The following is a 22925-nucleotide window of genomic DNA, read 5'->3' on the forward strand; positions in this document are numbered from 1 at the left end:
CAGTGACGATCAGTCACAGAGCGATCAGGAGCCAACAGACCCCCCATAGCGTGCAATGCTGAGCCTTCCGCCCATACTTGGACGGAAGGAGCCCTCCCCGGACTCCTTGTCCTATTTTGGCATGAGGTTGGGCGATGGGCGCAAGAGCCCAGTAAGTGCTATCCGTCACGCTTGACACAAAGGCCCGGATCGGGACCAAGGACCCCTCGCACGCGAAGGTCCCCGGAGCGAGATCATGCGGCAGATCGCCCGCCAGATCCATAGCCGGCCTCCCGTGAGGGGCGGGGACCTCACTCCATGAGCACGACCTCAGTTGGCGTGCTGCCGGTTCCTCACCGATCGCCACCGCTCGTCGAGCCGCTCGTACGCCTCTCCCGCCGCCGCCCCGTCACCGGAACGCAGTGCCGCGAGGCCCGCCGCCACGTCCGCCGCCGAGCGGTCCTCGGCCAGGAACTCCTCCGGCAGGGCGTGCACCAGGCCGCCGTAGTCCAGCTCGACCAGCGACCGCGGGTGGAACTCCTCCAGCCACCGCCCCACGTCCACCAGGCCCTCGGTCAGCGGTCCCTCGTCCAGCGCGTCGCGCAGCGTCTTCAGCGCCCGCGCCACCCGCCGCCGGGCCTGCACCATCGGCGTCCGGTAGCGCAGGCCCGGCGCCTTCCCGGGGCCGCCGGACGCGACGTAATCCCGCTCCTCGTCCGAGAACAGCGCGAACCACCGCACCGGCACCTGCCAGAGCGCCGTACGGATCCACGGCCGCGCGTCCGGGTTCCGCTCCCGCCACCGTTCGTAGTCCGCCTCCGCCTGGCCCCGCACCACCGGCGGCAGCGCGGCGTCCAGGACCGCCGGCGGCAGCGTGCCGGGCAGCTCCTCCAGGGCCAGCCACCCGCGCAGCCGCGTCCGCCACGGGCACACGCACACCACGCCGTCCACCTCCACCACGAAGGCGTCGGCGCTCTCGTGCACGGGCACCGCGACCGGCGGCGTGGCCAGCAGGTCGGCCAGCGAGCGGCGCAGCTCGTCCTGGGCGGTCGGGGAGGTGCCCCGGCGCGCGTAGCGGGCCCAGTGGCCGCGTTCCGGCTCCGGGAAGGCCGCCAACGGCTCGTACACGCGCAGGTACGACGCGTACGGGACGGGGACCGAGGAGACGGCTGGCATGTCACGAATCCTTCCACGCCCGTACTCCGCGAGGGGGTGATCCGCCGCACTGGCTCTCATCTACGCGCAGGTAGGACTTACTCTCTTGCCGTCAAGGTCCTCCCCCACCCGCAGGAGGGCCTCCTCCGCCGCTTCGTACTTGGGAGTCACCACCGTGACCGATGTGACCGACGGCGTCCTGCACACCCTGTTCCGATCGGAGCAGGGCGGCCACGAACAAGTCGTGCTGTGTCAGGACCGCGCCTCCGGCCTGAAGGCCGTCATCGCCATCCACTCGACCGCCCTGGGCCCCGCCCTCGGCGGTACCCGCTTCTACCCGTACGCCTCCGAGGAAGACGCCGTCGCCGACGCGCTGAACCTGTCCCGGGGCATGTCGTACAAGAACGCCATGGCCGGTCTGGAGCACGGCGGCGGCAAGGCCGTGATCATCGGTGACCCTGAGCTGATCAAGACCGAGCAGCTGCTGCTGGCGTACGGCCGGTTCGTGGCCTCGCTCGGCGGCCGGTACGTCACGGCCTGCGACGTCGGCACCTATGTGGCTGACATGGACATCATCGCCCGGGAGAACCGCTGGACCACCGGCCGCTCCCCCGAGAACGGCGGTGCCGGCGACTCCTCGGTCCTCACCGCGTACGGCGTCTTCCAGGGCATGCGCGCCTCCGCCCAGCACGCCTGGGGCGACCCGACGCTGCGCGGCCGCAAGGTCGGCGTCGCGGGCGTCGGCAAGGTCGGCCACTACCTGGTGGAGCACCTGCTGGAGGACGGCGCCGAGGTCGTCATCACGGACGTACGGGAAGAGTCGGTGCGCCGGATCACCGACAAGTTCCCGCAGGTCACCGTGGTCGCCGACACCGACGCGCTGATCCGCACCGAGGGCCTGGACGTCTACGCCCCCTGTGCGCTCGGCGGGGCGCTGAACGACGACACCGTGCCCGTACTGACGGCGAAGGTGGTGTGCGGCGCGGCCAACAACCAGCTCGCGCACCCGGGCGTCGAGAAGGACATCGCGGACCGCGGGATCCTCTACGCACCCGACTACGTCGTCAACGCCGGTGGCGTGATCCAGGTGGCCGACGAGCTCCACGGGTTCGACTTCGACCGGTGCAAGGCGAAGGCCTCGAAGATCTTCGACACCACGCTGGCAATATTCGCACGTGCGAAGGAAGACGGGATTCCGCCGGCCGCGGCGGCCGACCGGATCGCCGAGCAGCGCATGGCGGAGGCACGTCGCGGGTAACCCGCGGGAGCCGTGGTTGACAGCGTCGACCCGCCGACCGCCGTGACCGTGTCCGCCCACAGCGAGACATGGCTCACGCCGGTCGGCGGGTCGACTGCCGAGAAGAGGTTAAAATCGCAGCTGACCAGCGAGGACGGGGCTCCTCGTCGGTCTTGCTCCGGGGCGCGTCATGCGGGCGGCGTACCGTATGGCCGCGGAAGCAGGTACCGTTGAAGCCCTACGGGCCGGTCTCTCCGCGGAGAGTCCGTTCCGACTCATGAACGCGTGTCAAGACTCTGGGGCCGTCGAGCCCCGTCACCGAGGGGGTCGAGCCATGGGGCGCGGCCGGGCCAAGGCCAAGCAGACGAAGGTCGCCCGCCAGCTGAAGTACAACAGCGGCGGGACTGACCTGTCGCGTCTGGCCAGCGAGCTGGGCGCTTCTACTCCGCAACCGCTCTCGCAGCCGCCTAATGGCGAGCCTTTCGAGGACGACGACGAGGAAGACGACCCGTACGCCCGCTACGCGGAGCTGTACAACGACGACGATGACGAGGACGAGGAGTCCGGTCCGTCGTCCCAGCGTCGCGGTGCTTGACGCCTGAACTCACTTGAGCCCGGTCCGGGGCCCCGCCCCGGACCGGGTTCTGTGCTGCTCAGACGGCGTACTCACCGGTCAGGGTCGCGCCCGTGGTGTGTTCGCCGCGCTCGGTGATCTCACCGGCGACCCAGGCGTCGACGCCCCGGTCCGCGAGTGTGGTCAGCGCCACATCGACGGACTCGGCGGGGACGACGGCCATCATGCCGACGCCCATGTTCAGCGTCTTCTCCAGCTCCAGGCGCTCCACCTGACCGGCCGTGCCGACCAGGTCGAACACCGCGCCCGGGGCCCAGGTGGACCGGTCGACCGTGGCGTGCAGCCCGTCCGGGATCACCCGGGCGAGGTTCGCGGCGAGGCCACCGCCGGTGATGTGGCTGAACGCGTGCACATCGGTGGTCCGGGTGAGTGCCAGGCAGTCCAGCGAGTAGATCCTGGTGGGCTCCAGCAGCTCCTCGCCGAGCGTCCGGCCGAACTCCTCGACCTGCTGGTCCAGGCGCATGCCCGCGCGGTCGAACAGCACATGGCGTACGAGCGAGTACCCATTGGAGTGAAGGCCGGAGGAGGCCATGGCGATCACCGCGTCACCCGTACGGATGCGATCGGCGCCCAGCAGCCGGTCGGCCTCGACCACGCCCGTACCGGCGCCCGCGACGTCGAAGTCGTCCGGGCCCAGCAGTCCGGGGTGCTCGGCGGTCTCGCCGCCGACGAGGGCGCAGCCGGCCAGGACGCAGCCTTCGGCGATGCCCTTGACGATGGCGGCGACCCGCTCGGGGTGGACCTTGCCGACGCAGATGTAGTCGGTCATGAACAGCGGCTCGGCGCCGCAGACGACGATGTCGTCCATGACCATCGCGACCAGGTCGTGGCCGATGGTGTCGTAGACGCCCATCTGACGGGCGATGTCGACCTTCGTACCGACACCGTCGGTGGCGGAGGCCAGCAGCGGGCGCTCGTAGCGCTTGAGGGCGGAGGCGTCGAAGAGGCCGGCGAATCCGCCGAGGCCGCCGAGTACCTCGGGGCGCTGGGTCTTCTTCACCCACTCCTTCATCAGCTCGACGGCGCGGTCGCCCGCTTCGATGTCGACGCCCGCGGCTGCGTAGCTGGCACCGGTGGTCTCAGTCTCAGACATGACTGTGAGAACTTTCGTGTCGTACTGCAGGGATTGCGGGTGGTCCTACGGGCGACGGAGGGCGTCGGCCGCGGCCGTGGCGGCCGGTCCGGCGGCCAGCTCGGTCTCCAGGAGCTGCTTGCCGAGCAGCTCGGGGTCCGGCAGTTCCATCGGGTACTCACCGTCGAAGCAGGCGCGGCACAGCTTCTGCTTGTCGATGGTGGTGGCCTCGATCATGCCGTCGAGGGAGATGTACGAGAGGGAGTCGGCGCCGAGCGACTTGCCGATCTCCTCGACCGTCATGCCGTTGGCGATCAGCTCGGCGCGGGTGGCGAAGTCGATGCCGAAGAAGCACGGCCACTTCACGGGCGGGGAGGAGATCCGGATGTGGACCTCGGCGGCCCCGGCCTCGCGGAGCATCCGGACCAGCGCGCGCTGGGTGTTGCCGCGGACGATCGAGTCGTCGACGACCACCAGGCGCTTGCCCTTGATGACTTCCTTCAGCGGGTTCAGCTTCAGGCGGATGCCCAGCTGGCGGATGGTCTGGGACGGCTGGATGAAGGTCCGGCCGACGTACGCGTTCTTCACCAGGCCCGCGCCGAAGGGGATGCCGCTGGCCTCCGCGTACCCGATCGCGGCGGGCGTGCCGGACTCGGGCGTCGCTATGACGAGGTCGGCCTCGGCGGGGGCTTCCTTGGCCAGCTTGCGGCCCATCTCCACCCGGGAGAGGTACACGTTCCGGCCGGCGATGTCGGTGTCCGGGCGCGCCAGGTACACGTACTCGAAGACACAGCCCTTGGGCTTCGCTTCCGCGAATCGCGAGGTGCGGATGCCGTTCTCGTCGATCGCGATCAGCTCGCCCGGCTCGACCTCGCGGACGTAGGCGGCACCGCAGATGTCGAGGGCGGCGGACTCGGAGGCGACGACCCAGCCGCGCTCCAGGCGGCCGAGGACCAGCGGGCGGATGCCCTGCGGGTCACGGGCGGCGTAGAGGGTGTGCTCGTCCATGAAGACGAGGGAGAAGGCACCCAGGACCTCGGGGAGCACCTTGGCGGCGGCTTCCTCGATGGTCAGGGGCTTGCCGTCGTCGTCGACCTGGCCCGCGAGGAGCGCGGTGACGAGGTCGGTGTCGTTGGTGGCCGCCACCTGCGTGGCGCGGCCGTCCTTCTTGGGGAGGTCGGCGACCATCTCGGCGAGCTGGGCCGTGTTGACCAGGTTGCCGTTGTGGCCGAGCGCGATGGAGCCGTGGGCGGTGGCCCGGAACGTCGGCTGCGCGTTCTCCCACACGGAGGCGCCGGTGGTCGAGTAGCGGGCGTGACCGACCGCGATGTGACCCTGGAGGGAACCGAGGGAAGTCTCGTCGAAGACCTGGGAGACCAGGCCCATGTCCTTGAAGACGAGGATCTGGGAGCCGTTGCTGACCGCGATTCCCGCGGATTCCTGGCCCCGATGCTGGAGGGCGTAGAGCCCGAAGTACGTGAGCTTTGCGACCTCTTCACCCGGAGCCCAGACACCGAAGACGCCACAAGCGTCCTGGGGGCCCTTTTCGCCGGGAAGCAGATCGTGATTGAGTCGACCGTCACCACGTGGCACGCCACCGAGTGTAGGCGAGATCGACCACTGGTCCGAATTGGGGACGGCCGGGGTGCGAACCCTAGGAGCCGTTCATTCCGGTTGCTTCTCCGCCGCGCGGTCCCGCGGCCCGCTGCTGGTCAGGCCCCGGTCGGACACCGAACGGGCGCCGGGCGGGCGCCGATCAAGCGCTGACCAGGGCCTGAGTGGAGTCGGCCCCGGGTCGGCCAGGGGCCGCGGTGGACCGTCGGAGGATCCGGCGGGGGGTCCGGCGGCGGGTCCGGCGGAGTTCTCGGTCCGCCGCGGGGCTCGGGCGGTGTGACGGACCTCGCAGCGGGGCCGGATGCTACTGCGCGGGAGGAGCGGTTGTCGTCCGGTTTTCCGCACTCGGCCGCGCAGTCGGCTGCGCACTCGCCGCGAAGCCCGTCTTGTCGGGCGCGGTGACCGTCAGGCTGCGGTGGTCGATCCGGTAGGTGACCTTGCCCGTCATGGCCTTGAGCAGGGCGCGCTCCAGCTCCATCTGCGGCCCGGCGCACAGCTTGCGCGTGGTGGTGACACGACCGAACGTCATCGTCGAGCCGTCGGTGGTGACCGGGGCGTTGAACTGGTTGCAGCCCAGGGTGCCGCGTACGGAGTCGTCCTTGCCGAACACGAAGGACGCCTTGCCCTCGGTGCCGGCCGGCAAGGAGGTGGCGGCCTCGCCGGAGACCAGCGAGTTCACCGTCCACCTGGTCCCGACGAGCGGCGCCGGGGGCTGCTCGCTGAGCCGGATCGTGTCGCCGTCGGCGCTGGTCAGCGTCAGCCGGCCGTCCGTCAGCCTGGCCTTGAGCGTGCCGGTGAGGGCGGACCTGAGGGCGTCCTCGAACCCCTGGAGGGGCTCCGGGCAGCCGATCTCGGTCATACCCGTGTCGCTGAGGGTGACCGTGTCGCCCTGGACGGTGGCCCTGGCGTTGAAGTGGTTGCAGCCGAAGTTGCCCTTGGCCCGGCCCTTGGCGTCGATCGCGACATGGGCGCCGGCCGGGGCGGCGGTCTTCCTGCCGTCGACGGTGACGCTCTCGACGGTCCAGTGCACGCCGGTGACCGGCACGTCGGGGCGTACGGAGGTGCTGCCGTCGCCCGCGCCCGACCCGTTTCCGGATTGGGTGCCGCAGGCGGTGAGGGCGAGGGCGAGGAGCGGGACGAACGCGGCGGCGGCCCCGGTGAGGTGCGGCGGCTGCTTCTTCGGCATGGTCGGCATGGTGATGGGACGGACCGGGTGGGGCCCCGGTTCCGTTCGGGGGCCGTTCGGGGGCCGTTCGGGGGGCGCCCGGCGTCTCAGCGGCCCGGCCCTCTCAGCCGAGGACCGGGAGGTGGGCCGACAGGTCCGCCCGTTCGCCGCTCGCCCGGACCTGCGCCGTGGACAGGCCCTCGGACCAGGTCGTGCGTCCCGTGGCGAGCCGGACCCACGTCAGCGGGTCGGTCTCGACGACATTGGGCGGCGTACCGCGCGTGTGCCGGGGCCCCTCGACGCACTGCACCACCGCGTACGGCGGCACCCGCACCTCCACCGAGCCTCCCGGCGCCTTGACGGCGAGCGCGTCGGCGAGCAGCCGCGTGCAGGCGGCCAGCGCCTGGCGGTCGTACGGGACGGTGAGCCCGGTCGCGTCGTTCAGGTCGTCGGTGTGGACGATCAGCTCGACGGTACGGGTCACCAGGAAGTCCGCGAGGCGTACGCCGCCGAAGCGGGTGGTGATCAGCCGCTCGTCCGGTGCCGCGACCAGCGCGTCGGCGAGCTGCCGCCCGGTCTCCTCGTACAGCGCGGCGAGCGCGCCCGGGGTGTCCGCCGCCGCCTCGGCGATCTCCCGGGTGTCGTGGTCGACGTCCCCGGCGAACTTCCGGGTGGCGAGCGGCCATTCCAGCAGGGTGAGGTCGCGGGTGGCGGGCGGGGGCTCGGCCACGCCCCGGACGACCGAACGCACCGCCATGGTGATGTGCGCGGCCAGTTCGCGGACCGTCCACTCCCCCAGCCGCGTCGGCCGACGGAGCTGCTCGGGCGTGAGCGTGAGGACCCCTTGCCGTACGTGGTCGAACTGCGCGAGCACGGCGGCCCTGGTCTTGGCGGGGTCGTAGGCACGCGGACGCTTCTTGGCGGGAGGCATGGACCCGAGGCTAGTCGGCTCCCGTGTGGCAGGGAGGAGGGGCGGGGCAGAGACTGTAAGTGGGTTACGAGGGGGGTGGAGGGATCATGGCTGAACACCCTGACGCAGCGCTGGTGCGCAAGGCATACGAGGCGTTCGTCAACGGGGACATGGATACGGTCGCCTCTCTGATGACGGGCGACTGCACATTCCATGCGCCCGGCGAGAGCCAGATGTCCGGGCACATCAAGGGCCGTGACAACGTGATGGCCCACTTCGGCAAGCTCATGGAGCTGACCAACGGCACCTTCCGGGTGGAGCTGCGGGACGTCTTCGCCGATGGCCGAGGACACGTCATGGCGGTCCACAAGTGGCACGGCGACCGTGGTGACCGGGGCATCGAGATGAAGGGCGGGCTTTTCGTCACCCTCATCGGCGGCAAGTTCTCCGACGTCGACGAGTGCGTCGAGGACATCGGCGAAGCCGACGCTTTCTGGGGTCAGGCCGAGTAGACCACGGGCTCCGCCGCGAAGATATCCCCGCTCTTCGGCACGCCGATCCCGCGCCAGGTGAACGGCACGCCGCCGGCGGTACGGGGGTCGGGGCCGTCCATCAGCTGGAAGTGCAGGTGCGGCTCGGTGGAATTGCCCGAGTTGCCGCAGCGGGCGAGCGGCTGCCCGGCGGCGACCCGGTCACCCGGGCGTACCTGGAGCGAGCCGCGCCGGAGGTGGGCGTACATCGCGTACGTACCGTTACCGAGGTCCAGCACGATGTGGTTGCCGATGATGCGCCGTGGCCCGCCCAGCGACCGGAACACGCCCTCCACCAGCAGGAAGTACGGCAGCGCGGGCAGCGAGTTGCGGCTGAGGTGGTCGCGCTGGCCGTCCTCGGCGTGCACCACCGTGGCGTCGGCGACCGCGAGCAGCGGGGCGCCGAAGGCGGGGAAGTCGCCGTTGCGCCGGACGACGGGCCACAGCGGGGCGAACCGCGGCCTCGGGTGCTTGTCCGACTCGGCCACGACGTCGATGGCGTACGTCTGGGCCAGCGCGTGGGTGCCGTGGCTCGGCACCTTGTCGGCCGGGCTGTTGAGGGCGGACCAGGTGCCGACGACCGGCGGGTCCACCGCGACGGGGTCCGGCCTCGTGGCCGGGTCACGGCTCTCGTCCGTGCGCCGCAGCGCGACGCCGATGGCGACGGCGGCCAGCACCGGGAGCCAGCCCAGCCAGTAGTTGTAGGGCAGGTCGACGAAGATGCGGGCGATCGCCTGGGCGGCGAACAGCACCCACAGGAGGTTGGCGGCCGTCGCGGCGAGCTTGCGTATGGACATGGTGTTCCCCCGTGATTGGGTCAGGGCCGGGCCGTGGCCAGGGCCACGAGCAGCGGCACCACACGGCCCGGTGGGACCTCGTGGCGGCCGCGTCCGGCGGTGTGGAGCCAGCCCGCGCCGGTCAGTTGGCGCAGGTGGTGGTAGATCTGGCCGGTCGTGCCGATCTCTTCCAGCGCGGCCAGCTCGGCGGCGGTGCGCCGGCCGCCGAGGATCTCGCGCAGGAGCCGGAGGCGGACCGGGTGGCCGAGCGCCGCGAAGGACTCGGCGGCCTCGGTCCAGTCGCCGTCCAGTTGCTCATCCGTGAGGGCGCCGTACTGCCACTCGTACTGCTCCCCCGTCGGCAGCTGTACGGCGCCGGTGAACAGCACCCCGCCGTCGGTGGCGCCCACCTGGGCGAGCTGCGCCTTGAGGCCCTCCAGGGCCCAGAAGTCGCCTTCGCCGACGGCTGTTGCGGCACGGTCGCCGCTCTCCAGCGCCGCCATGCGCCGCTCCAGTTCCGCGACGCGCTCCTCCAGCTCCATGATCCAGAGAATACGTAATTACGTAATCACGTGCAAGCGGACGCGGGCAGCGGAGGACGAGAAAGCCCCCGCCCGGACCACAGGGTCCTGGCGGGGGCTCTCTTGCTGGATACGTCAGGCCAGCAGACCCGGGATGGTCGCCTCGTGCGCCTCGCGCAGCTCGCTCAGCGCGACGCTGAACTCGCCCTGGACGTCGATCTCGTCGCCGTCCACGACACCGATGCGGGTCGCGGGCAGACCGCGCGCGCCGCACATGTCGGTGAAGCGGAGCTCCTCGCTGCGCGGTACGGACACGACCGCGCGGCCGGCCGACTCGCTGAACAGGAACGTGAACGCGTCCAGCCCGTCGGGGACGATCAGGCGCGCACCCTTCCCGCCGCGCAGGCAGGACTCGACGACCGCCTGGACGAGGCCGCCGTCCGACAGGTCGTGGGCGGCGTCGATCATCCCGTCCCGGGAGGCGGCGATCAGGATCTCGCCGAGCAGCTTCTCGCGGTCCAGATCCACCTTGGGCGGCAGGCCACCGAGGTGGTTGTGCACGACCTCGGACCAGGCCGAGCCGCCGAACTCCTCGCGCGTGTCGCCCAGCAGGTAGAGGAGCTGGCCCTCCTCCGCGAAGGCGATCGGCGTACGGCGGTTCACGTCGTCGATCACACCGAGCACGGCGACGACCGGCGTCGGGTGGATCGCCACCTCGCCCGTCTGGTTGTAGAGCGAGACGTTGCCGCCGGTCACCGGCGTACCGAGCTGCAGGCAGCCGTCCGCGAGGCCGCGCGTGGCCTCGGCGAACTGCCACATGACCGCCGGGTCCTCGGGCGAGCCGAAGTTCAGGCAGTCGGAGATCGCCAGCGGCTTGGCTCCCGAGGCGGCGACATTGCGGTACGACTCCGCCAGCGCGAGCTGCGCGCCCGTGTACGGGTCGAGCTTCGCGTACCGGCCGTTGCCGTCCGTCGCGATCGCCACGCCGAGGTTGGTCTCGTCGTCGATCCGGATCATGCCCGAGTCCTCGGGCTGGGCGAGGACCGTGTTGCCCTGCACGAACCGGTCGTACTGGTCGGTGATCCACGCCTTGGAGGCCTGGTTGGGGTGCGCGACCAGCTTGAGGACCTGCTCGCGCAGTTCCCCGCCGGAAGACGGCCGGGGCAGCTTGTTGGCGTCGTCGGCCTGGAGCGCGTCCTGCCACTCCGGGCGGGCGTAGGGGCGGTGGTAGGTCGGGCCCTCGTGGGCGACGGTGCCCGGGGGCACGTCCACGATCTGTTCGCCGTGCCAGAAGATCTCCAGGCGGTCGCCGTCGGTCACCTCACCGATGACGGTGGCGATGACGTCCCACTTCTCGCAGATCTCCATGAAGCGGTCGACGTGCTGCGGCTCGACGATCGCGCACATGCGCTCCTGCGACTCGCTCATGAGGATCTCCTCCGGCGAGAGCGAGGCGTCACGCAGCGGCACGGTGTCCAGCTCGACCCGCATACCGCCGGTACCGGCGGAGGCGAGCTCACTGGTCGCACAGGACAGGCCCGCGCCACCGAGGTCCTGGATGCCCGCGACCAGCTTCTCCTTGAAGATCTCAAGGGTGCACTCGATGAGGAGCTTCTCCTGGAACGGGTCGCCGACCTGGACGGCGGGCCGCTTGGTGGGCTTCGTGTCGTCGAAGGTCTCGGACGCGAGGACCGAGACGCCGCCGATGCCGTCGCCGCCGGTGCGGGCGCCGTAGAGGATGACCTTGTTGCCCGGGCCGGACGCCTTGGCGAGGTGGATGTCCTCGTGCTTCATCACCCCGATGCAACCGGCGTTGACCAGCGGGTTGCCCTGGTAGCAGGAGTCGAAGACGACCTCACCGCCGATGTTCGGCAGGCCCAGGCAGTTGCCGTAGCCGCCGATGCCCGCGACGACACCCGGAAGGACGCGCTTGGTGTCGGGGTGGTCGGCCGCGCCGAACCGCAGCGGGTCGACCACGGCGACCGGGCGGGCGCCCATGGCGAGGATGTCGCGGACGATGCCGCCGACGCCGGTGGCCGCGCCCTGGTAGGGCTCGATGTACGAGGGGTGGTTGTGCGACTCGACCTTGAAGGTCACGGCGTACCCCTGGCCGACGTCGACGACGCCCGCGTTCTCGCCGATGCCGACGAGCATCGCGTCGTTCTCGGGGGCCTTCTCACCGAACTGCTTCAGGTGGACCTTGCTGCTCTTGTACGAGCAGTGCTCCGACCACATGACCGAGTACATGGCCAGCTCGGCACCGGTCGGGCGCCGGCCGAGGATCTCCCGGATGCGCTCGTACTCGTCCTGCTTCAGGCCGAGCTCGGCCCACGGCTGCTCGACGTCGGGGGTCTCGGTGGCGTGCTTGACGGTGTCGAGGCTCATCAGACGTTGACCAGCTTCTTGAGGATCGAGGTGAAGAAACCGAGCCCGTCGGTACGGCCCGTACCGACCAGCGGCTCCACGGCGTGCTCCGGGTGCGGCATCAGGCCGACGACATTGCCCGCGGCGTTGGTGATGCCGGCGATGTCCCGCAGCGAGCCGTTGGGGTTGAAGTCCCGGTACCGGAAGACGACGCGGCCCTCGGCCTCCAGCTCGTCGAGGGTGCGCTCGTCGGCGACGTACCGTCCGTCGATGTTCTTGAGCGGGATGTGGATTTCCTGGCCCTGCGCGTAATCGGCGGTCCAGGCGGTGTCCGCGTTCTCCACCCGCAGCTTCTGGTCGCGGCAGATGAAGTGCAGGTGGTTGTTGCGCAGCATCGCGCCGGGCAGCAGGTGCGACTCCGTCAGCACCTGGAAGCCGTTGCAGATGCCGAGGACCGGCATGCCCGCCCTGGCCTGCTCGATGACCGTCCCCATCACCGGCGAGAACCGGGAGATGGCACCGGCGCGCAGGTAGTCGCCGTAGGAGAACCCGCCGGGCAGGACGACCGCGTCGACCTGCTTCAGGTCCTTGTCGCGGTGCCAGAGCGGAACGGGCTCCGCGCCCGCGAGCCGGACCGCGCGCAGCGCGTCCCGGTCGTCGAGCGTGCCGGGGAAGGTGACGACCCCGATACGAGCTGTCACGACTCCACCTTCACGACGAAGTCCTCGATGACGGTGTTGGCGAGGAACGTCTCGGCCATCTCGTGGATGCGGGCGAGCGCGGCGTCATCGACCGGCCCCTCCACATCGAGCTCGAAACGCTTCCCCTGACGGACGTCGGCGATCCCCTCGAAACCGAGGCGGGGCAGTGCGCGCTGCACCGCCTGTCCCTGCGGGTCGAGGATCTCCGGCTTGAGCATGACGTCGACTACGACGCGTGCCACTGGCACTCCCGGTGGTGTGTTGCGTGGGCGGTTCCCTCAGCGTACCTGTCTCCAAATTCTACGCGAGTAGACATCTGGAGGTCCCTACAAATGAGCGCGAGAACAACCCCGGAACCGGCAGGAAAAATCCCGGGAAAAAATGAGCCCGGCCATTGCCGCAGGACACGCTGATGCAATTGGCTGGGCTTCACAATGTCACGCGTTCCGCTGTACAAAGGAATACAGAGGAAAGCAACATTGCCTCTCAACAGCCGTAAATCCGGTATCGCCGCACGTCAGGCATGACATACGTCACGCCGGGCAGGCAAGGGCGGCACACCGCGGGAAAGGACCGATATCCGTGGCGCAGCGCGTAGTGGTCACGCTCTTCGACGACATCGACGGAGGGGAAGCGGCGGAAACGGTCACCTTCGGCCTCGACGGTAAGACGTACGAGATCGACCTCAATCCCGCCAATGCAAAGAAACTGCGCAAGACCCTCGCCCCGTACATGGCGGCCGGCCGCAGGCAGTCCGGCAGCGGCGGCGCCGGAGGTCCGGCCGCAGGCAAGCCCCGCGCCGCGTACAAGCGCACCGCGCTCGAACCCGACCCGGCGGCGGTCCGCGCCTGGGCGCAGTCCAACAAGATGGACGTCCCGGCCCGCGGCCGGATCCCCAAGCGGGTCTACGAGGCGTTCCGCGAGGCGAGCTGAGCGAGCCCCCGGAGCACCGAGTTGCGCACCACCCCAGGTGATCCGCTAGAGTCTGGATCACGCCGAGGGGCGAGGCCGAAAGGCCCGAACCTCACGGAGCGTGCGGGTGTAGTTCAGTAGTAGAACACCCCCCTTCCAGGGGGGAGGCGCAGTGTGCGATTCCTGTCACCCGCTCTGCATCACGTACCAACCACTCCGGTGGATCGGGTACAGTGGTGCTCGCACCGCCCGGTGAGAGCCGGTCGGGAGCAATGCGGACGTGGCTCAGTTGGTAGAGCATCACCTTGCCAAGGTGAGGGTCGCGAGTTCGAATCTCGTCGTCCGCTCAGAGTGCGAAGGCCCCGGTCATCATGACCGGGGCCTTCGGCGTTTCCTCTTCCTCCGGCTCTCCCCTCTGGCTCTTCCTCCGGCTCTGCCTCCCGCTCGCTGACATTTGTCATCGCAGACCGATGACAGCGCGGCCTGCCCTCACGGGGCGGGCGGCGGAAGCCTTGAGGCATGACCAATGTGATTGACGCGGAGGACGTCCGGCGCAGTTACGCCGGCGGGTTCGAGGCCGTGACCGGGATCACCTTCTCCGTGGCGCAGGGGGAGATCTTCGCCCTGCTGGGCACGAACGGCGCCGGAAAGACCTCCACCGTGGAGCTGCTGGAGGGCCTCGCCCGCCCGAGCGGCGGCACCGTACGGGTCCTCGGCCATGACCCGTACACCGAACGTGCCGCCGTCCGGCCCCGGATCGGGGTGATGCTCCAGGAGGGCGGCTTCCCCTCCGACCTGACGGTCACCGAGACCGTACGGATGTGGTCCGGATGCACCACCGGTGCGCGACCGGCCGGGGAGGCGCTGGAGATGGTCGGGCTCGGCGGCCGGGCCCGGGTACGGGTCAAGCAGCTGTCCGGCGGCGAGAAGCGGCGGCTCGACCTGGCGCTGGCCCTGCTCGGACGGCCCGAGGTGCTGTTCCTGGACGAGCCGTCGACCGGACTGGACGCCGAAGGACGGCGCGACACCTGGGAGTTGGTGCGGCAGCTGCGGGACGTCGGCACGACCGTACTGCTCACCACGCACTACCTGGAGGAGGCAGAGGCGCTCGCCGACCGGCTGGCGATCATGCACCAGGGACGGATCGTGACGGCCGGGACGCCCGCCGAGGTGACGGCCACGCGGCCCGCCCGGATCCGCTTCGTCCTCCCCGAAGGCATTCCGGCCGGACGGCTGCCGCTGTCCCTGCGGGCCGCCGCGACGGGACGGAGGGTCGAGATCCGGACGCACGAGCTCCAGGACGCGCTCGGCGAACTGCTGCTGTGGGCCCGTGAGGCCGGCGTACGGCTCGAAGGGCTCGACGCCCGGTCCGCCTCCCTCGAAGAGGCCTTCCTCGACATCGCGCAGAACGAAACGGTGGGTGTGTGACATGGCGGCGACCACGATGACGACGCGTATGGGCGCGCTGGGACGGGCCGAGCTCACCCTCCTCGTACGGAACCGGTATGCGCTGTTCACGGCGCTGCTGATGCCCGTGCTGATGGTGGGGGTGCTGCGGTCGTCGCTCGACCGGGTCGACCTCGACCGGGCCGGGATGAGCGCCATCGAGGCGGCGCTGAGCGGTGGCGTGGTGATGATGCTGATCCTCGTCGTCTACCTCAATCTCGTCTCGGCCTACGTCGCCCGGCGCGAGGAACTGGTGCTCAAGCGGCTGCGTACGGGGGAGGCGTCCGACCGGGAGATCCTCGCCGGGACCGCGCTGCCGGCGATCGTGCTCGCGGTGGCGCAGAGCGCGCTGATCGTGGTGGCGGGGGTGGCGTTCCTCGACGTGAGCGGGCCGCAGCGGCCGGAACTCCTCGTCGGCGGCGTGCTGTTGGGCGTGGTGATGCTGATCGCGCTCGCCGGGGCGACCGCGGCGGTCACACGTACCGTGGAGAGCGCGCAGATCACCACCATGCCGCTGTTCCTGATCTCGGCGATCGGCTCCGGGCTGTTCGTCCCGCTGGAGATACTTCCGGAGAAGGTCGCCTCGCTGTGCGAACTGCTGCCGCTGACGGGCGTGATGACGCTCGTACGGGCCGGCTGGCTGGGCGGCGGGGGCGACGCGAAGGAACTGGTGGGTGCGGCACTGACGGCGCTGGCCTGGACGGTGATCTCGGGGTTTGCTGTGCAGCGGTGGTTCCGCTGGGAGCCACGGCGCTGAACCGGATTCGGGGGGTACGGGAATGAAGCTGACGGGCTGGTGGAGCCGGCGGAGCAACCCGGAGAAGGTCGAGCTCTACACCCGTTGGTCGTACCACCTGTTCGTCCTGATCGAGGTGGTTTCGATCGGCCTCGGCGTACTGGCCCGGACACCACCGTCGCTGGGCGGGTGGCTCTTCGTGCTGGTGGCCGCCCACTCCGTACTGGGCGGCGTGCTGGCGTCCCGGGCCCTGGACTGGACCGTCGGGCGGCGGGCCCGTCCACACCGGCTCATGGCGGCGCACGGAGTGGCCTCGTGCGTGCTCGCCGCGGCGGCGCTGGCGCTGTACCGGTTCGGCGGGGCCAGGCACGGGGAGGCCGTGGCCGCCATGGTGGTGGGGACCTTGGGCTTCGGTATTGCCGCACTGGTCCTGTGCCTGTCGAAGACACGGCACATGCTCGGTCTGGTCCTGGCCGCCGGGGCCGGCACCGCCGGGGTCGGGCTCGGGCTCGGGCTGCGGCCGGGGGTGGCGGGCGGCTTCGCGGTCGGTGTCCTGATCGCGGGTGTGTTCCTCGCCGCGACCAGCGGGTTCTCGGCCTGGCTGCTGCGGGCGGTGTGGGAGCTGGACGCGGCACGTGAGCTCCAGGCGCGGCTCGCGGTCGCGGAGGAGCGGCTGCGGTTCGGGCGGGACCTGCACGATGTGATGGGCCGCAACCTGTCGGTGATCGCGCTGAAGAGCGAGCTGGCGGTACAGCTGGCGCGGCGGGGCAAGGCGGATGCGGCGGTGGACCAGATGACCGAGGTGCAGCGGATGGCACAGGAGTCCCAGCGCGAGGTGCGGGACGTGGTGCGGGCCTACCGGGAGGCCGACCTGAACACGGAACTGGAGGGTGCGCGGAGCGTGTTGGCGGCGGCAGGGATCACCTGCACCGTGGTGGCGGAGGACGCGGAGCTGCCCGCACGGGTCCAGTCGGCGCTCGCGTGGGTGGTACGGGAGGGCACGACGAACGTGCTGCGGCACGGGGACGCGCGGCGGTGCTCGGTGTCGGTGTCCGTGTCGGTGGGTGCGGAGAGGGGGTGCGCGGTGCTGGTGGTCGAGAACGACGGCGTGGACGGTGGTGCGAGCACCGGGTCCGGGACCGGGACCGGGTCGGGGTCGGGGCTGGCCGGGCTGCGGGAGCGGCTGGCCGCGCTGGACGGGACGCTGGAGGCCGGGCCGGTGAGCGGCGGGCGGTTCCGGCTGACGGCGCGGGTGCCGGTCGGGGCGGCGCGGGCGGCCGCTGCCGGGGCGGCCGCGTCGGGTGTTGCGCGGTGACCGCCCCCGTACGCGTGCTGCTGGCGGACGACGAGCACCTGATACGGGGCGCGCTGGCCGCCCTGCTGGGGCTGGAGGACGATCTCGTGGTCGTCGCCGAGGCGGCCTCCGGGCCCGAGGCGCTCGCCATGGCGCGGGCGCACCGGCCGGACGTCGCGGTGCTGGACCTCCAGATGCCGGGCGCCGACGGTGTGAAGGTCGCCACATCGCTGCGGGTCGAGCTGCCCGGGTGCCGGACCATGATCGTGACCGGCCATGGGCGTCCCGGGCACCTGAAGCGGGCCCTCGCGGCGGGGGTGCGGGGCTTCGTGCCGAAGACGGTCAGCGCCCAGCGGCTCGCCGAGATCATCCGTACCGTCCATTCCGGAAACCGTTACGTCGACCCGGAGTTGGCCGCCGACGCGATCTCCGCCGGAGATTCGCCGCTGACCGCCCGGGAGGCGGAGGTGCTGGAGCTGGCGGTGGACGGGGCGCCGATCGCGGAGATCGCGGAGCGGGCGTCCCTGTCCCCCGGGACCGTGCGGAACTACCTGTCGTCGGCCGCCTCGAAGCTGGGCGCCGAGAACCGTCATACGGCGGCGCGTCTCGCTCGCGAGCGGGGTTGGGTATAGTGGTTTCGCGCTACGGCGCATGCGGACGTAGCTCAGTTGGTAGAGCGCAACCTTGCCAAGGTTGAGGTCGCGAGTTCGAGCCTCGTCGTCCGCTCAGATGAAAGCCCCCGGCCGGTCGGCCGGGGGCTTTCGCGTTTCTACGACCAGCTCGTGCCGGTCAGCCGCTCGTACGCCTCCAGGTACTTCGCGCGGGTCGCCTCCACCACCTGCTGCGGGAGGGGCGGCGGGGGCTGCTCGCTCCTGCGGTCCCAGCCGGAGGCCGGCGAGGTCAGCCAGTCGCGTACGTACTGCTTGTCGTACGACGGCTGCGCGTGGCCCGGCTCCCAGGAGTCGGCCGGCCAGAAGCGGGAGGAGTCCGGGGTCAGCACCTCGTCGGCGAGGACCAGGCCGTCGCCGTCGTGGCCGAACTCGAACTTGGTGTCCGCGAGGATGATCCCCCGGTCCCGGGCGATGTCACGGGCCCGGGAGTAGATCGCGAGGGTCGACTGGCGCAGCTGCGCGGCGGTCTCCGCGCCGACCTGGCGGGCGACCTCCTCGTACGACACGTTCTCGTCGTGGTCGCCGACGGCCGCCTTGGTGGCAGGCGTGAAGATCGGCGCGGGGAGCTCGGAGCCGTCGGTGAGGCCTTCGGGGAGAGCGAGGCCGCAGACCGTACGGGACTCGTCGTACTCGGCGAGGCCGGAGCCGGTGAGGTAGCCGCGGGCCACGCACTCGACCGGGACCATGCGCAGCGACCGGCAGATCAGCGTACGGCCCGCCCAGTCGGCGGGGGCGCCGGCGGGCAGCTCGGCGGAGATGACGTGGTTGGGGATGAGATCGGCGAGCCGGTCGAACCACCAGAGCGAGAGCTGCGTGAGGACGCGGCCCTTGTCGGGGATCTCGGTGGGCAGCACCCAGTCGTAGGCGGAGATGCGGTCACTGGCGACCATGACGAGGTCGCCCGCTTCGTTCTGGTACAGGTCGCGCACCTTGCCGGTGTGCAGGTGCACCAGGCCCGGGACCTCCGCTGGCTCGGGCTTTTCGACGAATCCGGACACGGTTCCTCCCCGTGGTTTGGTCCAAGGCAGCCCGATTGTCTCTCATCCGCGGATTCCGCGCGTTCCCGGGTAGGCGCCGCAGGGCCTCGGTCGGCTCGATCCGGCCGGCGCACCAGGGCGGACACAGCCCGGCGGCGAGCCGGTGGGCAGACCCGATGGACCGAGGGAAGTAGTGCTGTGCGGTCACTCAAGGGCGCAGTGGCGCTGGTGGGAGCTTCGGCCGCCGGCGGTTGTCGACACCGATGGTGCCGGTGCCGTCGCCGTCGGCCTGGGCGGTGACCGCCGAGGGGAGCACCAGAGCCGTCGCGGCCCTGCCAACCGCGGCCACGCGGCCGACCGCGTTTCCGAAAGGCACGACTTTGCCTTGCTGAGGGCGACCACGGCGCCACCCTGGCGCCGCGAGGAGTAGAGGGGCGCCTGGCCGTCCCGACACGTCGCTGATCGAGCGAGAACGCGGTGAACCTACCGGCAGCAGGGGATTCCAGCAAGATCAGCCAAGCGGCCGGAAACCGCTCCCTGTTGGCGCAGGTCAGTCGCGTTTGCAGATGCGGTCCAGGAGGTTGGCCGTGGCGCGCTGGATGCGGAGGTCGACATGGCCCGGCCGGTCCAGGGCGGGTGACCACGCGAAGGTGCCGGAGGCGAAGACGAGGGCGCCGGAAGGGGCCCGGTAGAGGGACGTCTCCTGATGGCGGGTGACACCCTCGCTGTCCCGGTAGGGGGAGTGGGCGAGCAGGATGCGGCGCCGATGCTCCGGGAGGGCGGTCCGCGGGAAATACCGGTCGGCCTCGCCGGCGACCAGGCCGGGCAGCTCGTCGCCCTCGCCGGCGCCGGTGGCGTCCCAGAGCCAGTGGTCGGCGTTGCGGACGACCATGGGGTGCGGTTCGGGGACCCGTCCCGCGTACTGGATGCCGAGCAGCTGCTGCTCGGGGCGGTCGACCTCGCGCCAGAGGGCCGGCTTGCCGGGGCCGCGGCGTTTTCGGCAGGTGAGGAGGCGGTCGGGGACGCCGGACGGCGAGGGCGACAGCTCGACCTGCCAGTACATGGTGTTCGCGGACAGGAACACCAGAGAGGTGCCCTGGTCGCGGGCCTGCTCCACGGTGCGGCGCATGGGCACCGACCAGTACTCGTCGTGGCCGGGGAAGACCAGGCCCCGGTACTGGGTCGGGTCGATACGGCCGGCGTGGAGGTCACGGGCGTCGGCGTACGCGAGGTCGTAGCCGTACCGCTCGGCCCAGCGGATGAAGTCGTAGGCGTGGCCGACGTGCAGGGGCAGGCCCGCGCCCGCGAAGGGACGGTCGAAGGAGACGGTGGTGGCGGCGTCCTCCTCGCCGAGCAGGCGGCCGTCCTCGTCCCAGGCGTGGTAGAGGCTGGCGCCGGTGCGGCCGTCCTCCGGGTAGAGGTTGTAGGCCTGCCAGGTGATGTCCGGCAGGAGCAGGAGCAGGTCCGCGGGGTGGCTGTCGCGGACGGTGAAAGGGATGTGGGAGCGGTAGCCGTCGGCGGTGGTGAGAACCGCCACGTACGCGCCGATCGACCAGTAGGACGGGACCTGGAGCCGCCAGGAGAGCCACCAGTGGTGGCAGGAGACGGTCCGGTCCGCGGTCAGCGGGGGCGGCTGGACGATACCGGCCAGGCGCGGGCTGGTAGTGATCTTGGCGGCGCCGTCACCCGCGTAATGACCGATCCGGTAGATGTCCACCGAGAACTGCTGGGGCGGGTCCACGGTGATGTGGAAGTCGATCGCCTCACCCGGGGCGACCGCACCGGCCGAGGAGAAGCCCTTGATCTGACGGCGTACGTCGTCGGCGGAGCGAGGCCCGCCGTGGCCACCGCGTGCGAGCGCGGGGTCCGCGTACCAGGGGACGACCTGGCCGGTGTCGCCGAAGTACTGCTCGCTGCCGCGGAGCCAGGGCAGCGGCCCCTGGCCGAACGGGTCCGTGACGGCATGGGCGAGGGCCCCCGATTCCCACCGCCGAGTCTGTTCCGCCCCCATGCTGCGCCCCTCCCTCGACTCCCCCGCGACTGTCAGTGCCGGTCTCCAGCACATCACATACCGCACGCACTCCGTCACCGTTCGTCGTTAATTGGCGAGAACGGAACGTCGCATTCCGTTCCTGGCGCGCCGGTCGCGTATCGGCCACACGGCGTTCAGACGAGACGAACGGGCTTCTCGGGGCGTACGCCGACGGTCGCCAGCCAGGCGCGGAGGGGCTCGGGATCGGCGTCCTCTATGAGGCTGAGGACCCGGGCGCCGAGGTCCGGGTGGCGCTTTCCGCCCACGAGCAGGGTCGGCCCGTCGAGCCAGTCCAGCCCTGGCGCGGCGCCGGCGGTGTCGACGGCGGCGCAGCACACCATGGCGGTCACGTGGTCGGCCAGCAGCTCCCGCCCACTGCGCGGCGGCTGCAACGGGAACAGCGGCAGCGCGTCGCCACCCGGACCCCAGGCGGCGTGGTCCAGGTCTCCGGGGACGGACATGGGGGGCGGGGTGGAAGCCACCGGGGCCGCGGCGGAGGCCACCGGGGGCGCGGGAGCGGAGGTTCCGGAGGCGGGCGCGGGGGTTCCGGAGGCGGGCGCGGGGGTGGGGGCGGGGGCTGCGCTGGGGGCGGGGGTCGCGCCGGGGGCGGGGGTGGCGCTCGGGGCGGGGGTCGCGCTCGGGGCGGGGGTGGCGCTCGGGGCGGGGGTCGCTGCGGTGTCGGGCGCCGCACCGGGGGCGGGGGCCGCGCCGGGAGCGGGGGCTGCGCTGGGGGCGGGGGCCGAGGCGCCTGTGTCGGCGGACGGGCCGGCCTCGGGGGCCGCGCCGGGCGCGGGGCCCCTGTGCGTGGCCTCGCGGGAGACTTCGGCGGTGATGGCGGCGGCGAGCGTCTCGCCGGTCCGGGCGGTGGCCAGGTGGTCCATCACGCGGGCCAGCGTCGCATCGTCCTCCCGGCCGACGCCGAGACGGTCGAGCACCCGGTGGAGGCGAGCCGCCTCCGTACGCCATTTGCGGTCGACGACCTCGTCCGGGTACTGCTGCCAGTCCACCGGCGCCCAGTCGGGACCCACCTCGGCGGGCCCGCCGTGGAAGAGGCGGGCGGCGAGCAGCGAAGTGGCCTCGTCGACGAGCCCCGGTTCCTCGAGCAGGTCGCACGCGGGGCGCTCGCCCAGCCGGGAGGCGAAGCCCTCCGCCAGCCGGTCGCGCCGCGACAGCTCCGTCAGCGCCGAGACGACGCCGGCGTCCAGCCGGGAGGGCCAGCGACCCATACGCCAGGCGGGCAGGGCCACCCGGGTCAGCAGCCGGTCCCAGCCCGCGTACGCCAGCCCGACCTGCTCCTGGGCGACGATCCGCAGGCCGTAGTCCACAGCCTGTGCACGCTCCGACGCGGCCGCCGCCACGCCCCGCTCCATCTCGGCGGCGTGCACCCGGCAGCCGCGCAGCAGCACCCGCACCGCCGCGCCGACGAACCGTGCCCCCAGGCGCCGTACCGGATCGAGGCCCGGCTGGTCCGCCACCGCGACCGCCGCGTCCAGGCCCCGGACGAAACGTCGGGCCGCCGCTATGTCGGGCTGCGCGGACGGTCCCGTCCCGGCGACGACGGGGGCCAGCACCGCCCGCAGTTCGGCGACCCGCATCCACCACAGGAACGGCGACCCTATGACCAGGACGGGCGGGGTGTCGGAGCGGTGGACGCCCGGTATGGGCGGCCTGCCGTGCGCCGGATGCGTACGGTCCTCCAGCCAGCTGTCGCAGTCCGGGGTCAGCGCTATGCCGGACGGCACCGGCACATCCAGCCGCCCCGCCAGGTCCTGCACGAGCCGGTACAGGTCGGGGGCCGACTCCCGGGAGATCTCCACCGTCGGGGTCAGCGCCGGCCGGGCCCGCGCGATCACGGCACCCACCGCCACGGCGGCCAGCAGCACCACCACCGCGAGCACCGACACCACTCGGCGCGCCGCGTCCCAGCCCGCACCGGAGAGATGGCCCGTGGCGCCACCGGCCAGCAGGACGACGGCGAAGGCCGCGGGCAGCAACGCCACGGCCAGCGCCCTGCTGCGGACCCGCAGCACGGCCAGGGCTCGGGCGTGCGCGGCCCGCGCACCCCGCTCCTCACCCATCCCGAAACGAGTACCGGAATCGGACACGGCCGTACGTCACCCCCTTCTGCCCTGCGGCGGACTGCCTCGCGGCGGTGTTGGTCACTCCCCCACTGTGGCACCCACCACTGACATCGCAATG

At 71.4% G+C, this 22925-nt stretch carries 21 protein-coding genes and 3 tRNA genes; 11 read left to right on the forward strand and 13 right to left on the reverse strand.

Annotated elements, in window-relative coordinates:
* Positions 1-309 precede the first annotated feature (309 nt).
* A complete protein-coding gene (locus ABT360_RS10015) occupies positions 310-1155 on the reverse strand; it encodes a hypothetical protein (RefSeq protein ID WP_351813435.1) in 846 nt (281 codons plus the stop codon).
* 154 nt (positions 1156-1309) lie between these two features.
* Here ABT360_RS10015 and ABT360_RS10020 point away from each other — a divergent pair, with 154 nt between their 5' ends.
* Positions 1310-2392 (forward strand): Leu/Phe/Val dehydrogenase, encoded by a 1083-nt coding sequence (locus ABT360_RS10020; RefSeq protein WP_351813437.1) that lies wholly within the window; start codon positions 1310-1312, stop codon positions 2390-2392.
* 313 nt (positions 2393-2705) lie between these two features.
* Positions 2706-2966 (forward strand): DUF3073 domain-containing protein, encoded by a 261-nt coding sequence (locus tag ABT360_RS10025; protein WP_126886811.1) that lies wholly within the window; start codon positions 2706-2708, stop codon positions 2964-2966.
* 58 nt (positions 2967-3024) lie between these two features.
* On the opposite strand, the gene purM is transcribed toward ABT360_RS10025, so the two are convergent.
* The 4 genes from purM to ABT360_RS10045 all read right to left on the reverse strand — a co-directional run bounded on the left by purM (position 3025) and on the right by ABT360_RS10045 (position 7787).
* Entirely contained in the window at positions 3025-4098 is a 1074-nt protein-coding gene (gene purM, locus ABT360_RS10030; RefSeq protein ID WP_351813439.1) for a phosphoribosylformylglycinamidine cyclo-ligase, read from the reverse strand.
* Positions 4099-4143: 45 nt separating this feature from the next.
* The gene (purF, locus tag ABT360_RS10035) at positions 4144-5670 is read right to left on the reverse strand and encodes an amidophosphoribosyltransferase (protein ID WP_351813440.1); all 1527 of its coding nucleotides are present in this window, start codon (positions 5668-5670) and stop codon (positions 4144-4146) included.
* 325 nt (positions 5671-5995) lie between these two features.
* Positions 5996-6877 carry an META domain-containing protein gene (locus ABT360_RS10040; RefSeq protein ID WP_351813441.1) on the reverse strand — a complete coding sequence of 294 codons (882 nt, stop codon included), beginning with the start codon at positions 6875-6877 and terminating at the stop codon, positions 5996-5998.
* A 103-nt stretch (positions 6878-6980) separates the two neighbouring features.
* On the reverse strand, positions 6981-7787 hold the full coding sequence (locus ABT360_RS10045) for a maleylpyruvate isomerase family mycothiol-dependent enzyme (protein WP_351813442.1): 807 nt from the start codon (positions 7785-7787) through the stop codon (positions 6981-6983).
* Between the two features lie 86 nt (positions 7788-7873).
* On the opposite strand from ABT360_RS10045, the gene ABT360_RS10050 reads away from it, so the two are divergent.
* Complete coding sequence (locus tag ABT360_RS10050) at positions 7874-8278, forward strand: nuclear transport factor 2 family protein (RefSeq protein WP_351813443.1); 405 nt, start codon at positions 7874-7876, stop codon at positions 8276-8278.
* Here ABT360_RS10050 and ABT360_RS10055 read toward each other — a convergent pair.
* The 5 genes from ABT360_RS10055 to purS form a co-directional block, all read right to left on the reverse strand.
* Positions 8266-9093, reverse strand: a complete 828-nt coding sequence (locus tag ABT360_RS10055) for a M23 family metallopeptidase (RefSeq protein WP_351813445.1) — start codon at positions 9091-9093, stop codon at positions 8266-8268. The genes ABT360_RS10050 and ABT360_RS10055 overlap by 13 nt on opposite strands.
* Positions 9094-9113: 20 nt before the next feature.
* A complete protein-coding gene (locus ABT360_RS10060; RefSeq protein WP_351813447.1) occupies positions 9114-9614 on the reverse strand; it encodes an ArsR/SmtB family transcription factor in 501 nt (166 codons plus the stop codon).
* A gap of 114 nt (positions 9615-9728) precedes the next feature.
* Positions 9729-11978 carry a phosphoribosylformylglycinamidine synthase subunit PurL gene (gene purL / locus ABT360_RS10065; RefSeq protein WP_351813450.1) on the reverse strand — a complete coding sequence of 750 codons (2250 nt, stop codon included), beginning with the start codon at positions 11976-11978 and terminating at the stop codon, positions 9729-9731.
* A complete protein-coding gene (gene purQ, locus ABT360_RS10070) occupies positions 11978-12658 on the reverse strand; it encodes a phosphoribosylformylglycinamidine synthase subunit PurQ (RefSeq protein ID WP_351813451.1) in 681 nt (226 codons plus the stop codon). Before purQ ends, purL begins: the two co-directional genes overlap by 1 nt.
* Positions 12655-12900 carry a phosphoribosylformylglycinamidine synthase subunit PurS gene (purS, locus tag ABT360_RS10075; protein ID WP_073756364.1) on the reverse strand — a complete coding sequence of 82 codons (246 nt, stop codon included), beginning with the start codon at positions 12898-12900 and terminating at the stop codon, positions 12655-12657. The genes purQ and purS overlap by 4 nt, the downstream gene beginning before the upstream one ends.
* 340 nt (positions 12901-13240) lie before the next feature.
* Between purS and ABT360_RS10080 the strand changes: the two genes are divergently transcribed.
* From ABT360_RS10080 to ABT360_RS10115, 8 genes are all read left to right on the forward strand, one after another.
* Positions 13241-13591: a histone-like nucleoid-structuring protein Lsr2 gene (locus tag ABT360_RS10080; RefSeq protein WP_351813454.1), complete on the forward strand. Its 351-nt coding sequence runs from the start codon at positions 13241-13243 to the stop codon at positions 13589-13591.
* A 102-nt stretch (positions 13592-13693) separates the two neighbouring features.
* A tRNA-Gly gene (locus ABT360_RS10085) sits at positions 13694-13765 on the forward strand.
* A gap of 79 nt (positions 13766-13844) precedes the next feature.
* A tRNA-Gly gene (locus ABT360_RS10090) sits at positions 13845-13917 on the forward strand.
* 172 nt (positions 13918-14089) lie between these two features.
* Complete coding sequence (locus ABT360_RS10095; protein WP_351813456.1) at positions 14090-14998, forward strand: ABC transporter ATP-binding protein; 909 nt, start codon at positions 14090-14092, stop codon at positions 14996-14998.
* Position 14999: 1 nt separating this feature from the next.
* Positions 15000-15773, forward strand: a complete 774-nt coding sequence (locus ABT360_RS10100; RefSeq protein ID WP_351813458.1) for an ABC transporter permease — start codon at positions 15000-15002, stop codon at positions 15771-15773.
* A 22-nt stretch (positions 15774-15795) separates the two neighbouring features.
* Positions 15796-17067 carry a sensor histidine kinase gene (locus ABT360_RS10105; protein WP_351813460.1) on the forward strand — a complete coding sequence of 424 codons (1272 nt, stop codon included), beginning with the start codon at positions 15796-15798 and terminating at the stop codon, positions 17065-17067.
* Positions 17064-17678: a response regulator transcription factor gene (locus tag ABT360_RS10110; RefSeq protein ID WP_351813462.1), complete on the forward strand. Its 615-nt coding sequence runs from the start codon at positions 17064-17066 to the stop codon at positions 17676-17678. Before ABT360_RS10105 ends, ABT360_RS10110 begins: the two co-directional genes overlap by 4 nt.
* 21 nt (positions 17679-17699) lie before the next feature.
* Positions 17700-17772: transfer RNA gene (locus ABT360_RS10115), tRNA-Gly, on the forward strand.
* A gap of 43 nt (positions 17773-17815) precedes the next feature.
* Here the strand turns inward: ABT360_RS10115 and ABT360_RS10120 are convergent.
* The 3 genes from ABT360_RS10120 to ABT360_RS10130 all read right to left on the reverse strand — a co-directional run bounded on the left by ABT360_RS10120 (position 17816) and on the right by ABT360_RS10130 (position 22804).
* Positions 17816-18715: a phosphoribosylaminoimidazolesuccinocarboxamide synthase gene (locus ABT360_RS10120; protein WP_351813464.1), complete on the reverse strand. Its 900-nt coding sequence runs from the start codon at positions 18713-18715 to the stop codon at positions 17816-17818.
* Positions 18716-19244: 529 nt separating this feature from the next.
* The gene (locus ABT360_RS10125; protein WP_351813466.1) at positions 19245-20705 is read right to left on the reverse strand and encodes a N,N-dimethylformamidase beta subunit family domain-containing protein; all 1461 of its coding nucleotides are present in this window, start codon (positions 20703-20705) and stop codon (positions 19245-19247) included.
* Positions 20706-20860: 155 nt separating this feature from the next.
* Positions 20861-22804, reverse strand: coding sequence for a hypothetical protein (locus ABT360_RS10130; RefSeq protein ID WP_351813497.1), 1944 nt, complete (start codon positions 22802-22804; stop codon positions 20861-20863).
* Between the last annotated feature and the right edge of the window lie 121 nt (positions 22805-22925).

Origin of the sequence: Streptomyces sp. NPDC000229, assembly GCF_040300825.1 — a bacterium.
Taxonomy (GTDB): domain Bacteria; phylum Actinomycetota; class Actinomycetes; order Streptomycetales; family Streptomycetaceae; genus Streptomyces.

Bases quoted from the DNA above. Each gene is read 5' to 3' on its own strand.
- ABT360_RS10015 (WP_351813435.1), bottom strand. From the start codon at position 1,155: ATGCCAGCCGTCTCCTCGGTCCCCGTCCCGTACGCGTCGTACCTGCGC.
- ABT360_RS10025 (WP_126886811.1), top strand. From the start codon at position 2,706: ATGGGGCGCGGCCGGGCCAAGGCCAAGCAGACGAAGGTCGCCCGCCAG.
- purM (WP_351813439.1), bottom strand. From the start codon at position 4,098: ATGTCTGAGACTGAGACCACCGGTGCCAGCTACGCAGCCGCGGGCGTC.
- ABT360_RS10040 (WP_351813441.1), bottom strand. From the start codon at position 6,877: ATGCCGAAGAAGCAGCCGCCGCACCTCACCGGGGCCGCCGCCGCGTTC.
- ABT360_RS10045 (WP_351813442.1), bottom strand. From the start codon at position 7,787: ATGCCTCCCGCCAAGAAGCGTCCGCGTGCCTACGACCCCGCCAAGACC.
- ABT360_RS10050 (WP_351813443.1), top strand. From the start codon at position 7,874: ATGGCTGAACACCCTGACGCAGCGCTGGTGCGCAAGGCATACGAGGCG.
- ABT360_RS10055 (WP_351813445.1), bottom strand. From the start codon at position 9,093: ATGTCCATACGCAAGCTCGCCGCGACGGCCGCCAACCTCCTGTGGGTG.
- ABT360_RS10060 (WP_351813447.1), bottom strand. From the start codon at position 9,614: ATGGAGCTGGAGGAGCGCGTCGCGGAACTGGAGCGGCGCATGGCGGCG.
- purL (WP_351813450.1), bottom strand. From the start codon at position 11,978: ATGAGCCTCGACACCGTCAAGCACGCCACCGAGACCCCCGACGTCGAG.
- ABT360_RS10095 (WP_351813456.1), top strand. From the start codon at position 14,090: ATGACCAATGTGATTGACGCGGAGGACGTCCGGCGCAGTTACGCCGGC.
- ABT360_RS10100 (WP_351813458.1), top strand. From the start codon at position 15,000: ATGGCGGCGACCACGATGACGACGCGTATGGGCGCGCTGGGACGGGCC.
- ABT360_RS10105 (WP_351813460.1), top strand. From the start codon at position 15,796: ATGAAGCTGACGGGCTGGTGGAGCCGGCGGAGCAACCCGGAGAAGGTC.
- ABT360_RS10125 (WP_351813466.1), bottom strand. From the start codon at position 20,705: ATGGGGGCGGAACAGACTCGGCGGTGGGAATCGGGGGCCCTCGCCCAT.
- ABT360_RS10130 (WP_351813497.1), bottom strand. From the start codon at position 22,804: ATGGGTGAGGAGCGGGGTGCGCGGGCCGCGCACGCCCGAGCCCTGGCC.